We start from the raw sequence: 16,429 nt of genomic DNA on the forward strand, positions 1-16,429 counted from the left end.
AAGGAATGGGCATAATCATGAAGGACTTCAAATCGACAAGGAGAGGAGAAACAATGATCACCACTCAGCTGAGTAAAATCGGAGATGTGTCAGCCAGATATGGGATATCAAGTCGAACGTTAAGGTACTACGAGGAGATCGGCTTACTCGCAAGCAGCAGGGAGCCCAATACGTCCAAACGGCTCTATAGTCCGGAGATGCTGACAAGACTGGAGCTGATCCTGCTATTGAAGCAATTAAGCTTCTCGGTCAAGGACATCGCAGAGGTGCTGTTGTCTGAAGACAGGTCCACGACGACCCGTGTGTTCGGTCGCAAGCTCAAGGAGGTACAGCGAGAGCTCGGCATGATGCAGTCTTTGCAGCAACTCCTCCAGCGATATGTGGACGTAATGCAAGCGGCAGGGCAGCCCCAGAGCCATGCCGGAGCCGAGTCGATTCGCCTGTTATTGGACGCTGCGCAAGCAATCTCTCTAGAGGTTGCTGAAGGTAATAGTGAGGACGAGATGAACACGGAAATGGAGGCTTCGAACGATATGGAGCAAACGGTTAAGCTGGCGGATGATCAGGTTCGATATCTCGAGCTCAAGCCGATGAAGGTCGCTTATTATCAGACGACTGCTGGACAACAACCGGAGGATGAAGCGTGGAACGTGTTGTATGCCTGGGTGAAGGACAACGAGCTGGACCAGAGCCCGGCGACCCGGTACTTCGGATTCAACAGCCCGGGAGAGCAAGGCGAGCATGGCTACGAGATGTGGGCTACGGTGCCAGAGGATGCGGAACCATCGGGCGAGGTGCGGATCAAGCAGGTAGAGGGCGGCTTATATGCCGTATCCAGTCTGTACGGACTCGATATCCCGGTGGCCTGGAAGCGGCTCAACGAGTGGGTTCAGAGCAGCAATTATCAACCCGGGGCGCATCAGTGGCTGGAGGAGCATTTTTTGTTCAACGGGGATATGATTGTGAATGAGACGTTCCAGTTGGATCTGTACTATCCCATCGCCGTGAAAAGCTAACGGAACATCGAGACGCATACAAGGGCCATCCTGAATAGGGTGGCCCTTATGGTATAATCACTCTAGCGTGTAATTAGAAGGGTGAGAGCCATGAGCGTAATACGGTTGGAGAACGTCACGAAGAAGTATGGAGAGTCCATGATCTTCCGCGATATTTATTTTCGAGTGATGCCAGGGGAACGGATCGGCCTCATCGGACGGAACGGTGCAGGCAAGTCGACGGTGTTCAAGCTCATCATGGGCAAAGAAGAGCCAACGTCCGGCAGAGTTGAGATCGATCCTCAGGTGAAAATCGGCTACTTCTCGCAATTCTCGGAACTAAGCGGAAGCCTGTCCGTCCAGCAAGAACTGGAGCTATGCTTCGAGCAGGTGGCCGGGATCGAACGAGAGCTGCAAGCGGTTGGAGATCAGCTGGGTTTGGGTACAGACGATAACGAGATGGAGCAGCTGCTAGCGAGGCAGGCTGAACTATTCGAGCAAATGGATCATCTCGATGGCTGGAACGTATCCGTCGAAATTAATACCGTGCTCACGAAGCTAGGCTTCAACGACAGGTCTCGCAATCAGCCGATCGATGAGTTGTCCGGGGGCTGGCGTAACCGCGCGGCGCTTGCGAAGATGCTCATTGAGCTGCCCGATGTCGTGCTGCTCGACGAGCCTACCAATTACTTGGACATCGAAGGCATCACTTGGCTGGAGCAGTGGTTGTATCGGTTCAAGGGAGCCATGATTTTGGTATCGCATGACCGGCAATTCATCGACAAGGTCGTCACGCGGACGATCGAGATCGAAAATTACCACTTCCAGCAATATGATGGCAACTACACCGAGTACGTCCGTAAGAAGAAGATGCGCAAGAAGGAGCTGGACCGCCAGTTCGAATGGGAGGAACAACTGCTGCTCATGGAGTCCGAGGCGATCGACGACCGTGCGAGCCGGAAGTCCGTGTCAAAGGACCGTCTTTCGCGGAAGCTGGCGGACAACAAGAAGCGGATCGAGCCGCATCCCGTCAACGTGCTGATTACCGATATTTACGAACGGCTGCGCTTCTCAGACAAGCTGTGCGAAGTGAAGAAGATCGGGCAGACCTATGAAGGCAGACAGATCTTCGAGGACGTCAGCTTTGATATTCAGAAGGAGGATCGCTTGGTGATCACGGGACCGAACGGAAGCGGGAAGTCCACGCTCATCAAGATCCTTACCGGGGCGGAGAAGCCGGAGTCCGGAGAGGTGATCTGGGAGAAGGGCGTTAGCTACGCTTACTTTAACCGGATGTGGGAGGAACTCGATCCCAAGGATACTGTCAGTCACGCGGTGAACACGTATGGACTGGGGCTGGACGCCCCGCGCAAAAAGGTGGCCAAATTCCTGGCTATGCTGCAATTCTCGGAAGCGGATCTGAGCAAAATGATTGGCAATCTGTCCGGCGGGCAGAAGGCTCGGGTGGCGCTTGCCAAGTGCCTGCTATCGGGAGCGGCGGTGATCGTCCTGGACGAGCCTACCAACCATCTGGACCTCACGAGCATTCAGGTTATGGAGCAAGCGCTCATCCATTTTCCCGGCGCCGTTATTACGGTCAGCCATGATCGCTTCTTCATCGATAAGATCGGCACGAAGATGTTAACCTTCGATCCGTTAACAGGCGTGACGGAGCAGAGTTTATAGAAGCGGCATGAGCCCAAAGAGCTAATGAAGTTGCTGTGAATTAGGGTCGCGGGAACGCATCCCCAAAAAGACACTGATGATTAAAATCTCAGTGTCTTTTTTAAAATACAAGAAAGTATATGATGCTTCTATCTACATTGACTTGTATTTCTCCGGAATGAAACTTATGACGCCACCAAAGGCCAGCGTAGCCGTTTCACCTTGAATTCTAAGAATCTATACGTTTCACCCGTATATCTGCTTACAATTCTCCGACAAAGCTCCTTACGACTCAGAGTTTTGCGAAGCAAAACTAGCTTCGTAAGCATGCGCTTAGGACGTCGAAGTCGTTTTTGCTTGGAGCGCTCTTATTTTATTTTGCCTTTCCGGTTGCGTGCAGCGTACATCCACACGGCGGCACCCGCGAGTACGGCGCTGATGCTAAACAAGATGGTCCAAATGACGCGCGAACTATTGCTTTCTACGGTTGCCAACTTGGACATGCCATCGGCAGCTACCGTCGCAGCCGTCACTCGCTCTTGCGGCGAGTTCTCCCCAGTGTCTACGCCACTGCCTTCAACGGGCGCTTCCAGGTCGGAATCAGGAACATCGTCGCTCGCATTCAACGGTTTGAGCGGAATCTCCTTGTCCTCGAGCCACTTCAGGTCTTCCGCTTTGTGTTCGATCTGCATGCCGGGTGAACAGAGCGGCTGCTCCCAACCATCGGCCGTCTTGTTCAGATACATCAAGTATTGCCCGCCCACCTCGCTCGGGGCAAAGCCAGCGCCCCAGGTGGCGCTTTCCAGCACGGACAATTGCCGGTCTTCAATCGTTTTGAAGCTGCGAAGTACGGTGACCTCGGCTTGATTGAGTTCTCCCTTGTTGCCAAACGGTTCTATGGCATCCACTTGACCGACAATAACGGCTTCATAACGTTCATAGGCTTCCTCCACAGTGAATCCCACGCAAGACAGCGCATGGGCGGTCGGCGCTCGCATGACCCCAAACCCGGACGCAAGCAGCGCAACCGACAACAAGGACAGCAGCGACAGACGACGAATTGATGTTCGCAAGGAATATCCCTCCCCTTTCCATCTTCAAACGAAAAGTATTCCCCAAATGTTGCGGTGAGATAGGTTAGACGCATAACAAATCACAAACAGCCCTCCGCCGAGGGCTGTGCTTCATTGGTATCAAAGGCTATGAGCCAAGCTGTTGGAGGTAGGGGAAGCTGCTCGCCTCGCTTCCCCTTATCGACTAAATCTCAAAATCAAGCGTACCCTTATCGCTCAATTCAAACGGGCCAGGCGTGACAGCGGCATCCGGTCGCTTGCTTCCGAAAAAGTCGGTGTCCAACTGATACGGCGTGCTGTCCGGCTCCTCATAGTTCATGTCGGCGTGATACGTCTTCCCGAGCAGGTCGGTCGTCACCCTCATGGCGGAGGCTCCCCGCAGCAGCTCGGGTGCTTCGACCTTAATCCGCACCTTGCCTTGCGCGGGATCAATCGCAATGGTTATGCCCTGCTCCGTATAGACCCTCGCATGGGATTCATGTCGACTTGGCGCTGCATCGTTAAGATAGACATTGCCGCCCATCGCTACCGGGAGAACGGCATTGCCGATAAAGAAATCCTTGGCGGCATCGCCAAGCGCCATAAGCTCCTCGTGGGTATATTCCCACCATCTCTTATCCTTGACGTCCGGATGTTGATCGTAGCCGCCCAGTCCGACAGCATGCAGATAGCACACGGAATCGTCCGGCACGCCATCCATGACCGTCTTCCCGTCCGCTCCGACGGTATCTCTCGGCTTCAGCGGAAGATGCTCAAAGAAGGTAATCGGAACAGGCTCCACAGACCCGCTATGATCCCCCAGGAAGATATTGTTGTAATATCGGTCATCGCCGCCAGTAATATTGGAGTACCCTGCCATGGCTGTCTCGTGCGGGAAGTGATACGGCGTAATCCGGGTAATCTCCGAACGAACGACAAATCGCCCGGCAAATAAATTATGAGCAAAGGCACCGCCTTGCGCCATATTCCTGAAATTCATGGGCGAGAGGAACAGATTATGATCGACCATATACGGACCGTGGCACACCTCGACGAAGAGGTCCTCAGACAGGTTGTCAAAAAAGACATTGCGGCTGATGCGGGTACCCTGCGCCTGCCAGTCCAGCCATAGCGAACGGTAACAGCTATAGATGATATTGTCATGGATCTGCGTATCCAGCGCGGCATGCAGCTTGATGCCCGCTACTTCGGCCCCGTGTCTGAGCCGTTTGTGGTGAATGTTGTAGATCCGGTTCTGATAGATGTGGCTGAAGGCGGCTCCCATATGACCTACTATCCCAGCTTGCTCGCAATCATGGATGACGTTGCCGCGAACGATGTGACTGCCGATCCGATCCTTATGCCAACCGGCGCGTAAGGCGCTTAGAATAACCTCCTGCTCGCGTTGCGTGCCGCCTTTGCTATGCTTCCCCGAGGATGGGGTGTGACCGGTACCGATCTCGGTGCCCAGGCTAATGCCGACGCATTTGGATTCGCGGATGACATTGTCCTCAATGATCCACCCCTTGCTCCAGTGCGGACCGATCAAGCCCTCCTGGTAGTCCGTAGGCGGTGCCCATTGAGGAGAGGCTTGACATAGGGTGAAGCCACTGACGGTAATATAGTCGCGTCCCGGCTTCTCGGGCCAGAAGCAATAAGGACGGACATTGATTTCTACATTTTCCTTGCGCGGATCTTTCCCGCCAAAGTTGGCCCAGATTTTGGTCGTCGTCGAACCCACCTCGGCATACCACGTTAACAGCGAATCCTCGGGATATTTGGCTTGGGGCCAAGCCTCCGGCTTATGAACCTTTTCTACGCTCTCGCATTCGTACAAAGACTTGCCATCCAGATAGACATCCCCGAGATGAATCGGGAAAGGCCCGTCGAACAACCAGTCTCCACTCAGCTCGACTTCAAAGGGGTTACGAACGGAAAACAGGCTATTGAGCACCTCGGTGCTCCAAACCTGGTCACCTTCAGACTGCCAGTCGGTGATCCGTTCCGCTCCGGTGATGACGACTTCCCCGTCTCCTGCGGATCGATAGACGATCCTATGCTCTGCGGTTCCTCCATTCGCCGGGTTCACCCATTCCCTATAGACGCCGGCATGCACAATAACGGTATCGCCAGCCATGGCCTGAGCCGCAGCGCGCGATATCGTGCGAAGGGGTTGATCCGCCGTTCCTTTGTGCTGATCATTCCCATGGACAGATACATGATATTCCATAACAATTATCCCTCTTCCCGCCTTAGAAGTGTGCTTCAACAGGTATGCAAAATTATTATTCCGATGGGGCGTACTTCTCCACATTCGGCTCGAATGTCGCCCCACTCGCCAGGTCCAGCTCCACGTGGGTGACTCCGCGACCGTCGGTCAGCACGATCATTCGCGACCCGACGAGGGGAACGCGTTCGGCGCTGGTACGCATGTGTGCCGAGACGACACGCGGAGCGCCGTCAAACGTATAACTCACCTCAACCTTGAACAGGGGGTCATTACGCATCCAAGAGTGGGTGAAGGTGACAGCGGTCAACGTTCCGGCGTACGACAAGCCCTCCACGCGCAGCCGCGCGATGTCAGCCTGACGCTGCCGGGCATGGGCGATAGAGCCGGGCAGCCGCAGCAGCGTGATGGCAGCCCAGAGGGCCAAGCAAGCTCCAACGACGGCGCCGAGCTCTCGCGGAATCGTCGGCGATGTCGCGATGGCCTCAAGGTCAAAGGGTCGCGACGGGTCGCTTGTCAGCATCCACAACAGGAGGGCTCCCGCGCCTGCTGCGAGGCCTCCTGTAACCGATAATGCCGCCAACCGGCCAGCCACTCGGGTCTGCCCAAACTGTTCCATCGCTCGCGAGTACAATGTGCCGGTCGTACTGATCGCGACCAAAAGCAGCAAAACAGCGACGCCCACTGTGACGGGATGCCCAAGGAGCCTGTTGATCGTCGCTGTCGGCGCCATACCGAGCAGGGCGCCGAACGGCACGGCGCCTGTCAGCGACCACAGTGCGCCGGCTGTGAGCAGCCACGGCATCAGCGGAGCCGCACGTCCGACGCGACGTCCCGGTCGGAGCATCGTCATCCGTCCGTTCCTATCTGTGGTCGAGAACAGTGGCAGCGCCTCGCTATCTTGTGGCTGCTCGTACTTCTGCTGACCCTCTGCAGCATCGCTCATTGGAGTTGCCCTCCCGAGGAAAATTTCTTACCTACATTTTACCACTCAAACGAAAGAAGGGAAGCGATTCGCTTCCCCTCGTCCGTTTTTCCTATGCGTCATTCTCTCTTACTTCTTATGGCTGATCCAGGTTTCACTGCCTTCGGACTTTTCGTAATCATGGCTGTTGGTAGCTTCCATAATATCGTAGTACGCCCAGTGCGTCTTGATCAGATCCGTATATTGATTGAGGGTAGCGGTATGGCTGTCTACATAGCCTTTATCCGCAACTCGCTCCAGCATACGATTGACCAGGCTTACGACTTCAGCACGGCTGATGGCGTTGCCAGGCTTGAAGGTTCCGTCTGGATAGCCTTGGATCCACCCTTTGGCAGCAGCAGAGGAGATGTACTCTGTTGCCCAGTAATCAGCTGGGACATCGGAGAACATGCCAGACTCGCCTGCGACTAGCTTATCGAAGCGAGAGGCAATGGCTGCAAACTCTGCACGGGTAATCTGTGCATCCGGCTTAAAGGTGCCGTCAGCGTAGCCCGTAATGATGCCGTATTGTTCCATATACCCGATCGCATCGGCATACCATCTCGTAGACTCCACATCAGTGAAGCGGGATGGATAGCGTCTGTCGACGTCCATCTTCTCGACCAGCAGTCGTGCGAACATGACTGTAACTTCTGCTCTTGTCATATTCTTCTGTGGACCGAAGGTCAAGTCAGGATAGCCTTGCATGTAAGCAAAATGATTGTCCTTGTCGAGAGCCGGTTTCCATTTTGCAGTCAAGGTCAGATTGGCGCTTACTTTGTCGGTGTCAAAATTCCACGCCGTGCCATCCGCCTTGTACCAGCCTTCAAACGTGTAACCGGCTCTGACCGGATCTGCCGGCTTCGTCAACCGCTCTCCGCTGGCAACCGATTGCGTTGTTGGTGCTTGCGTGCCTCCATCCACGTCAAAGGTGACCGTGAACGCAGTAGGTTGGCCAACGTATGGCGGGTACTGCGTTTGTGGAGGCGTGCTTGGGTTAGGATAAGCGATACCATAGACGGAGAAGTTCTTCACATACAAGGTTAGCGTCCAATTGGACGAATCCAGAGTGAGATATTCTCCATCCGTATTCGGAGTCGTGCGAATCACATTCACCGCATTTCCGTGATAGCGATAAACGGTATAGCTCGACTTGCCTTGCAGCTCCGTAGGGATCGGAATCATCACTTTGATGAGCCCGTTTGTTTTTTCGATAAGCCCTTCGGAATCCCAGTTCACCGTTTCAGTTAAGCGATAGAACTTTTCGATAATCATGTCCAGATAGAGCCCGATGGTCGTATTATTATTCCGCGCGCTCGTGCTGATTTGTCTGATCGCTTGTGCGATATCGACATCGTTCGTCGCTTCATTGACTTTCTCGATGATCATTTCAACCCGGGTGAACCCTGTATTGTTGTACTCGTTGAACAGGTAATCTACGGATTCCGGGTGCAGATTATCGATGACGATAGGCGGCGTGCCACTGCCTTGCAGCTTCAAGGCGCTGCTGGCATTGTACGGGAAGATGACGTTGCCAAGATCCACGACCTGCTGCTCTCCCCCGATGACCACCGCAATAATGGCTGTCTTCTCGCCTAGCGTGATCTTCAGGTTATACGTACCTCCCGGTACATCATGGATCGTAAAGCGGCCATTGGTATCGGTAGTCGCCGTTTCCCCGTATTGGGTGTTGCCCTTCACAATCTGAACGGTGGCTCCCTGAAGATTCACAGGAGGCGTACTATCGTCGATGACGGTGCCAATGACGATATAATTCCCGGTCGATGGTTCGGCTTGCCAAGTGGCGGTGTAATGGCGATCGCCTGTCGAGCCTTTTGCTATCGTTACAGTCAGCGTTGGCTCGGACAGTCCTGTCCCTGTCCATCCCGCAAAGGTATAGCCTGGTTTGGTCGGGTTAATCAAGGTAAAGTCTTCCGTCTCCACGGTATAGGTTACCGGATTCGATGGATCGCTCGTCCACGCGTCAAGCTCATACGTAATCGTGTAGGGCTCGGCTGCGAAGACAGCGGTATAGGTCGCTGCCGCGTACAGGCCCGAATCCTCCTTTTGCGGAACAAAGCTGACACTCGTGCTGACCGTTGCGCCGGTTGCGTCCTGCCATTCAACGAAGCGATAGCCCGGGTTGGCCGTTGCTACAGAGCCCGTTGCCGTACCACTCTCGGGATTCAATGATTCATAGGTCGGACTCACTGTGCCATAGTTCGCATGGTTGACGGCATATTGAATCGTCACATGATCGATCTCCGTCCACACGGCATAGAGCGTGACGGATTCATCGGTCTTGTCCCAGTCTTTCGCACTGCTCATGTCATCATTGTAATACTTCGTAGCATCGTTGCTGGTCTGGTCATAATATCCGAGGAATGTATATCCATCCCGACTCGGCGTTGTTGCAGCTGGCATCGGCTGATCGTAGGTTGTCGTTACGCTGCCGCTGCCGCCACTGCCGCCGTTGTCGTCCAACGTCACGATAGAAGTCAGGGCTGTCCATGTCGCTGTGTAGCTGCGATTACCGGTAGAGCCTGTAGTGATAGTGACCGTCGTCGTCGGCTCAGTCAACTCCGTGCCCGTCCAGCCGGCGAAGGTGTAGCCCACTCTCGTCGGATTGTTCAGCGTCAGGTCTGCGCTTGTTACCGTGTAGGTGGCAGGATTGGCGTCGATCACGCTGCCCCCATTCAGATTGTAGGTGATCGCGAAGTCGATCAATTTGAACTGTGCCGTATACGTCTCATCGCCGGTTACAGGCACGATGGTCTTATCCCAGCCGGTAAATTCATACCCTGGCTGCTCGGTAATGACCGGCGCCGTTGGCGTGGCTCCGTAGACAACTTGGGTCTCGGTAACGCCTGTCGTCGTTCCCTTAGTCGGGTCGATGACGAAGCTGATGTCATACTGGTTTCTGTCATAATAGATATCTATGACCGTGCTGCCGTCTGCGGCAATCGCTGCCTGCGAGAACTGCTTGGCAGTGAAGCCGTCATAGGTCTTCGCCTCTGCATTAGTCAGCTCACCAGTCGTGCCGCTCAGGCTCTCAACCACAGGAGCTGCGGTATACGTGCCGTTGATATCTGCCTGATGATGGTTAACCGTGTACGCTGTGTTGGTGTTCGGTGTCCATGTCGCTGTGAAGCTGCGATTACCTGTCGAACCCGTAGCGATGGTGACCGTCGTCGTCGGCTCAGTGAGCTCCGTGCCCGTCCAGCCGGCGAAGATGTAGCCCGCTCTAGTCGGGTTGTTCAGCGTCAGATCTGCGCTGGCTATCGTGTAGGTATCGGGATTAGCGTTGGCCACGCTGCCTCTGTCGAGATCATAGGTGATCGCGAAGTCGGTCAATTCGAACTGTGCCGTATACGTCTCATCGCCGGTTACAGGTACGATGGTCTTATCCCAGCCGGTGAACTCATACCCTGGAATATCCGTAATGCTCGGCGCCGTCGGCGTGGCTCCATAGACTACCTGCTTCTCGGTAGGGTCTGTCGTCGTCCCCTTAGTAGAGTCGATGACAAAGCTGATGTCGTACTGGATTCTGTCATAATAGATATCTATGACCGTGCTGCCGTCTGCGGCAATCGTTGCCTGCGAGAACTGCTTGGCAGTGAAGCCTTCATAGGCTTTCGCCTCTGCATTAGTCAATTCACCAGTCGTGCCGCTCAGGTTCTCAACTGCAGGGGCTGCGGTATAACTGCCGTCGATGGCCGCCTGATGATGGTTAACCGTATACGCTGTACCAGTGCTTGGAGTCCAGCTTGCGGTATAGCTTCTTGCACCAGTAGAGCCCGTAGGGATGGTGACCGTCATTGTCGGTTCGGTCAGATCCGTGCCTGTCCAGCCAGCGAAGGTGTAACCTACTTTCGTCGGGTTGTTCAACGTCAGTTCGCTGTCTACCGTATAGGTATCGGGATTGACGTTGGCCTCGCTGCCGCCGTCCAGATCGTAGGTGATCGGGTAGTCGGTCAATTCGAACTGTGCCGTATACGTCTCATCGCCGGTTACAGGTGCGATGGTCTTATCCCAGCCGATGAATTCGAACCCTGGCTGCTCGGTGATGCTCGGCGCCGTCGGCGTGGCTCCATAGACTACTTGCTTCTCGGTAGGGCCTGTCGTCGTACCCTTAGTAGAGTCGATGACGAAGCTGATGTCGTACTGGATTCTGTCATAATAGATATCTATGACCGTGCTGCCGTCTGCGGCAATCGTTGCCTGCGAGAACTGATTGGCAGTGAAGCCTTCATAGGCTTTCGCCTCGGCGTTGGTGAGCTCTCCAGTCGTACCGCTCAGGTTCTCAACTGTAGGAGCTGCGGTATACCCGCCGTCGATGGCTGCTTGATGATGGTTAACCGTGTACGCTGTGTTAGCGTTTGGCGTCCATGTGGCGTAGAGGTCCGTAGTTGCTGTGATCGCCGTCTGGAAGTCAAATGCCGTGCTGCCTCCGTCCGTGGTTACCCAGATGTTAAAGGTATATCCTTCCTTCGTCGGGGCTGTCGGCAAGGTTGCCTGTCCGCCAGCAAGAATCGTCTGTGCGGCAGGAACATCATATTTCTGTGTTCCATCATAGAAGGCCACGCTGTAAAAATTGATTTCTATGTTTGCGTTCGTATTCGAAAGCTGTACGCCAGTGTTTACATCGTTGACATAGATGTCATAAGTCCCGGGCGTCACGCCGCTAGACGAATGGACACCGCCATTTTCTGGAAGATCGTATCGGCTTGCGCCGTCTTTCCACAGCTCCACTGTTTGACCCGGATAGCTCGCTCCGTCGAGCTTCAAGGTCACGCTTGGTGTGAATGTATCCGTAACGGTCACCTCATCGCTGGTCGCGGCGGCCGGCGTAGTTAATCCTGTGCCGCTAACCGATGTGATGGTGGCCCCGTTGAAGTATTGGGTTCCTGCGGTTGCGCCAGACGGCACTGTAGCCTCATAGGTCAATACCGTCTGACCTTTTGCAGGCACAGAGCTGATCGTATAAGGGAATGTTGCGGTGCCTTTAGCAACGCCGTCTTCTGTGATACTGCCATTCACAAATGTAAGCTCGGCGGGTAAGTCATCGTTCACGATGACATTCGTAATCGGGTTGCCAGTCAGATTGGTAACCGTCATATGATAGACGATTTTTTCGCCTGCAGGCACCGAACTGGATGCCGGGGCGATCTCAATCTTCAGTTTTGGAGCAAGCTTGCCGTTGTTGCCTAGCTTGGTGACAAACGTACCATGAATATCGCCAAGCCATTCATTGGCGTATACCTCGGCAGCAGTGTTACTGATGTTACTGCTTTTCGCTTTGGGTGCCAATGTGTTGCCGCTGATAACTTTTGGTGTGCTTGAGATTACATTATTACTCACGCTAATGTTTTCATAATAATAAAGATTATCTACATTTGGTATAAAGCGCGCAGTTGCCGTTGCTTTGTTGTCCAGATAGGCGTTACTGTAGACCGTACCAGAATTGTAGGGAGCTGATAATCCCACCGTATAGGTAAGTTGCAGCGGGGGAAGATTGGCATTGGAATACTGGCCCGGTGTAGGATTTTGACGATCGCTGAACATAATCAGCGGCACTTCATCGGGACGAATGATCCATTTCATTTCCCGTGTGTCATTATTGTACTCGACCGTCGTGTCCATGCCCGCAAACTCATAGGTGGTCACTGCTCCGGATTCGGATTCGGGTTCAGTTTTTACTGTTCCTGTCAAAGTGCCCATGGTAGGGGCTGTTTTTAGCTTCATCCCTTCCCCTAACACATCAGTGAGGACAAGATTTAGCGGTTCACCAGCAGCATTGGTCTGTTCGAACGGGATAATTTTCTCCTTGGTAGCTGCCTCTACCAAAGCTGCCAGGTCGCCAAGCGCCTGGTCCACCTTGGTCAGTTCATTAGAGCCGATAAAATAAATATAATCGGTGGCATAGAGGTAGCCTGGCGTACCCCCGATACCATACTTATTATTGCCGTTCGGTGCGTTGTTTGTAAGGGTGTTAAGTTGGGTGCGTACATTGGAAAGAGCACCTGTCGAGGCAGATTCCAGTGTACTTGGCTTCAAAAGAGCCGTGGCCAGATTGTTGCCTTCGGCGAGACCAAAGGCCACATTAAACCATACGACATCCTTGCCGCCGCTATGCGAGCTGTATGCTGTCTTCAGCTCATCCTTTAGCTTTGCCGCACTCAGGATGGTCAGCGCCGCAATCTCAGCCGTACCGCTCGCACCGCTGCCCGCTCGTGTGTCTCCGTCTGGTGGACTGTTATACCAGTTCGTATAGGCATTGTTGGCTTCACCATCGGTGAGGAGCAGGACATAGGGTACCCGTTCCGTGTCTTGGCTGCTTGGTTGACGGGTTGTAATGTCAGCTTTTAGAGCATTGATCGCTGTATAAAGCCCCATTTGAGTGGCCGTACCGCCCGAGGTATTTATCGTTTGGGCGGTTGTGGTGCTCGTTGTTCCGTCCAACGATTTCTGGGTCACACCTGCCTTCTTGGTGATGGTCTGATTGTTGCTGGTGATATAGCGGTCCGTAACGGTGGCGCTATTGCCAGTATCAGGGGTAGAATAGGAGGCCAGCGGGAACAAGGTCCCGTAGTTGCCATTAGTAGCAAGACCATAGTAATAGATACCGATCCGATTTCTCGGATTGGCGGCCATAATAAGATCGATGCCTTTATTTACGGCATCCTTCATACTGGCAATACGCTCTTTCGTCATACTCTGCGACATATCCAATACCATCGCTACGTCCGCGGCGGCCTGTGCCCGCACAACGCCGGTAGACGTGCGAATGTATTCCTGGGCTAATGCCGACAGGGTGACGTCAAAATCTGTTCCGTTTACGGACACCGATTTGTCTGTCCAAATACGGCCGTCGTCATTCGCAGTGCCTAAGCTGGCAGGCCGTGCGGACGTCGATGGATCTGAGCTTAACTCCACGACGTAGTTGTTCAGGCCGTGCATTGGGGGGCTAGGCGCCGCCCACCCGTACGCGGGCAGCATCCCGCTCAGCATGGCGGCGATCAGCAGCCACACGCAAATGCGGTTCATCTTTCTGTTTTTCAACTTCACCAATTTTCCTCCTCTTATAATGTTAACTCTGTTCTTGCATTAGGCCTTTTAACCTACAAACGACATTCCCGGATAGTATAATCGACGGACCTCGACAGAATCTGAACAATTGGAGAAAAACGGAAAAGGGCCGCCCGATAAGGGTGGCCCTGAAGCGTGGTGAAACGGCTGCTACGCAATGGAGTCAGGAGCAGTCTGTCCGAAAACCTGCCTTTCCCTCCAACCTGTCTGCAGCTTATTATGAAGTTGCCCAAATCGTATATAATGCTTATATAGCGAGTCCATGGAATCGCACTTTATATGAAAATGAGGTGTAGACAATTGTTGTATCGGGTAGCCCTGTGCGACGACGAGGAGAAGCAACGGGAGCTTGTAAAGCAGATGCTGCTTGCCTTATCCGTCAAGACCAACCTCGAATTTGAATGCGAATGCTTCGCATCCGGGGAGCAGTTGATCGCTCATTACGACAACAACGAGCAGCCCTTCCACATTCTCATTCTCGATGTAGAGATGGGGGGGATCAACGGGATTCAGACAGCCCGGGCCATCCGGGATCGGAAGCATTTTGACGAACAAATTATTTTTCTGACCAGTTACCCGGACTATATGGTGGAGAGCTTCGACGTCATCACCTTCCAATACTTGATCAAGCCCATTTCGGAGCAGGTGCTGGAGGAGAAGATCGTCAAGCTATGTCGCTACTTTGAGGCACAGGACAAGAAATGGATGATTATCAAGTCGAATTATGAAGAAGTGGTGCTGCGCTACGACGATATTATCGGCATCGAAGCGGCCAAAAGCTTGACGATCAAGAGCAAGCTGAACTTCATCACCACAAGCCAAACGTATGAGAGCAGAGGCATCCTGTCCGAGTACGCAAGCGCGTTGAAGGAATTTCATTTCTTGCAGATTCATCGCTCTATTATTATCAACCTGAGTCATGTGAAGAAGTTCGCGAGCGGGGCAGTGCTCATGTCCAACGGCGCGGAGTTTCCCATTGGTCGCTCCAAGGTCAAGGAGGTCAAGGATTTCTACACCAAATTTATGATTATGAGGGCACCCTGATATGCTATCCTACAATTTGACGGTTGTCGCATGCGTCGCCTTGGCGATGTGCTTTCAGTGCGTGTTGTTTTTCAACTCGGTGCTGGACAAGTCCACGCGCAAGAAGAGCCGCTGGGTGTATATGCTCCTGTTCCTCGCGCTGGGCTTCGTCTATTTGACGGTCTACATCACGTCGTTTGTGTCCTCTATTCTGGCCTTTGCGATGGTATTCAGTTTGGCCCAGGCGTATCGGGTCCCCTGGCGGACCAAAATTATCTATACGATTGTCTACGTGGTGCTGATGACGATCGTGAACTTTATTTCCCTATATGTGGTGTATGCGATCGATGAGGTCGATCTAAACGTGGTGAACCCGGTTAACGGGGACGCACAGTATCAAATGTCGATTACGAGGGCCACCCTGTTTACTTGTACCCTCATGTTCGTGGTTATCCAGATGATCCGACTGCTGGTTAAACGCAGGAGCTACTCAATCGATCTGCGGTACTATCTTATTTTTTTGATTGTGCCGATCATGAGCATCTATCAGCTTCAGCTGCTGTCTTCCTATAGCTCCCAAAATATTCATTTTTTCATAAGCGGCATCGGCTTCCTCGTCTTGAATGTGGGCGTCGTGTATGTGTTCGATCATATCATCGACAAGTTCCAGGTGATGCATGAGAACATGCAATTGCAGCGTCAGATGGACTATCAGGATGCCAATTACGAAAAAACGGTGCACAGCTTCAAGTCGATCAAACGAATCATCCATGATACGAACCAGCATTTCCTCTACATCGACGAATGCATCAACCGCAATGAGCTCGAGGCGGCAAGAGAGCATATCAAGGTGACCTTGGACAAGGTGGAGGACGCCTATGAGCGGGTCAATACGGGCAATCTGGTGGTCGATGCGCTGGTCACGAATACGCTCAACATAGGACAAGCCAATGGCATACGAATCGACACGCAGCTAAGCTTGTATTCGAAGGATATCGATATGGATCGCTATGATCTGTGCGTCGCGCTGGGCAATATGCTGGATAACGCCGTCGAGGCGTCCAAGAAGGTCAAGCTTGCGGAGGATCGTTATATCCGGATCAAGATCCATTCCGACGCATCGACGCTTATGATCCATATTCTCAATCATATTGGGAGTGCGGCAGTCGCCCTGCACAGCCAGAAGCCCAACCCCGAATTTCACGGCATCGGCCTGACGAATATCTCCAACATATGCAATAAGTACGGCGGGAACATGACCCTGGAGGTCAAACAAAACCAATTTCATAACATGGCAGTCATCCCCCTGCTGAACAATCCCTAGACATCCTGTCGTTTAGGGATTGTTTTTTTCGTTTCAGGGCGATTTTGTTCAGACGGCTCCGGTTAGGCGTAAGATGTGTTCATCGACAAA

The 16,429-nt window shown here is 53.2% G+C and carries 8 protein-coding genes; 4 read left to right on the forward strand and 4 right to left on the reverse strand.

The genetic code is table 11. The annotated features are described in order from the left end of the window. The first annotated feature begins 53 nt into the window (after nt 1–53). Both PA598K_RS19215 and PA598K_RS19220 read left to right on the forward strand, forming a co-directional pair. The gene (locus PA598K_RS19215) at nt 54–1,016 is read left to right on the forward strand and encodes an effector binding domain-containing protein (RefSeq protein WP_185602099.1); all 963 of its coding nucleotides are present in this window, start codon (nt 54–56) and stop codon (nt 1,014–1,016) included. Between the two features lie 90 nt (nt 1,017–1,106). Beyond that, complete coding sequence (locus PA598K_RS19220; protein ID WP_128658519.1) at nt 1,107–2,681, forward strand: ABC-F family ATP-binding cassette domain-containing protein; 1,575 nt, start codon at nt 1,107–1,109, stop codon at nt 2,679–2,681. A 347-nt stretch (nt 2,682–3,028) separates the two neighbouring features. Here the strand turns inward: PA598K_RS19220 and PA598K_RS19225 are convergent, their stop codons facing one another. The 4 genes from PA598K_RS19225 to PA598K_RS19240 all read right to left on the reverse strand — a co-directional run bounded on the left by PA598K_RS19225 (nt 3,029) and on the right by PA598K_RS19240 (nt 13,971). Further along, a complete protein-coding gene (locus tag PA598K_RS19225; protein ID WP_128658520.1) occupies nt 3,029–3,733 on the reverse strand; it encodes a hypothetical protein in 705 nt (234 codons plus the stop codon). A gap of 184 nt (nt 3,734–3,917) precedes the next feature. After that, nucleotides 3,918–5,942: a right-handed parallel beta-helix repeat-containing protein gene (locus tag PA598K_RS19230; RefSeq protein ID WP_185602100.1), complete on the reverse strand. Its 2,025-nt coding sequence runs from the start codon at nt 5,940–5,942 to the stop codon at nt 3,918–3,920. Nucleotides 5,943–5,997: 55 nt separating this feature from the next. Further along, entirely contained in the window at nt 5,998–6,885 is an 888-nt protein-coding gene (locus PA598K_RS19235; protein ID WP_128658522.1) for a hypothetical protein, read from the reverse strand. A 108-nt stretch (nt 6,886–6,993) separates the two neighbouring features. After that, the gene (locus tag PA598K_RS19240; RefSeq protein ID WP_128658523.1) at nt 6,994–13,971 is read right to left on the reverse strand and encodes an InlB B-repeat-containing protein; all 6,978 of its coding nucleotides are present in this window, start codon (nt 13,969–13,971) and stop codon (nt 6,994–6,996) included. Between the two features lie 324 nt (nt 13,972–14,295). On the opposite strand from PA598K_RS19240, the gene PA598K_RS19245 reads away from it, so the two are divergent. Both PA598K_RS19245 and PA598K_RS19250 read left to right on the forward strand, forming a co-directional pair. Next, the gene (locus PA598K_RS19245) at nt 14,296–15,036 is read left to right on the forward strand and encodes a LytR/AlgR family response regulator transcription factor (protein ID WP_128658524.1); all 741 of its coding nucleotides are present in this window, start codon (nt 14,296–14,298) and stop codon (nt 15,034–15,036) included. Nucleotide 15,037: 1 nt separating this feature from the next. Then, nucleotides 15,038–16,339, forward strand: coding sequence for an ATP-binding protein (locus PA598K_RS19250; protein WP_128658525.1), 1,302 nt, complete (start codon nt 15,038–15,040; stop codon nt 16,337–16,339). Nucleotides 16,340–16,429 lie beyond the last annotated feature (90 nt).

Origin of the sequence: Paenibacillus sp. 598K (assembly GCF_003851045.1) — a bacterium.
In the GTDB taxonomy this organism is placed as follows: domain Bacteria; phylum Bacillota; class Bacilli; order Paenibacillales; family Paenibacillaceae; genus Paenibacillus_D.

Coding starts and splice junctions, on each gene's coding strand:
- PA598K_RS19215 (WP_185602099.1), top strand. CDS start 54: ATGATCACCACTCAGCTGAGTAAAATCGGAGATGTGTCAGCCAGATAT.
- PA598K_RS19220 (WP_128658519.1), top strand. CDS start 1,107: ATGAGCGTAATACGGTTGGAGAACGTCACGAAGAAGTATGGAGAGTCC.
- PA598K_RS19230 (WP_185602100.1), bottom strand. CDS start 5,942: ATGGAATATCATGTATCTGTCCATGGGAATGATCAGCACAAAGGAACG.
- PA598K_RS19235 (WP_128658522.1), bottom strand. CDS start 6,885: ATGAGCGATGCTGCAGAGGGTCAGCAGAAGTACGAGCAGCCACAAGAT.
- PA598K_RS19250 (WP_128658525.1), top strand. CDS start 15,038: ATGCTATCCTACAATTTGACGGTTGTCGCATGCGTCGCCTTGGCGATG.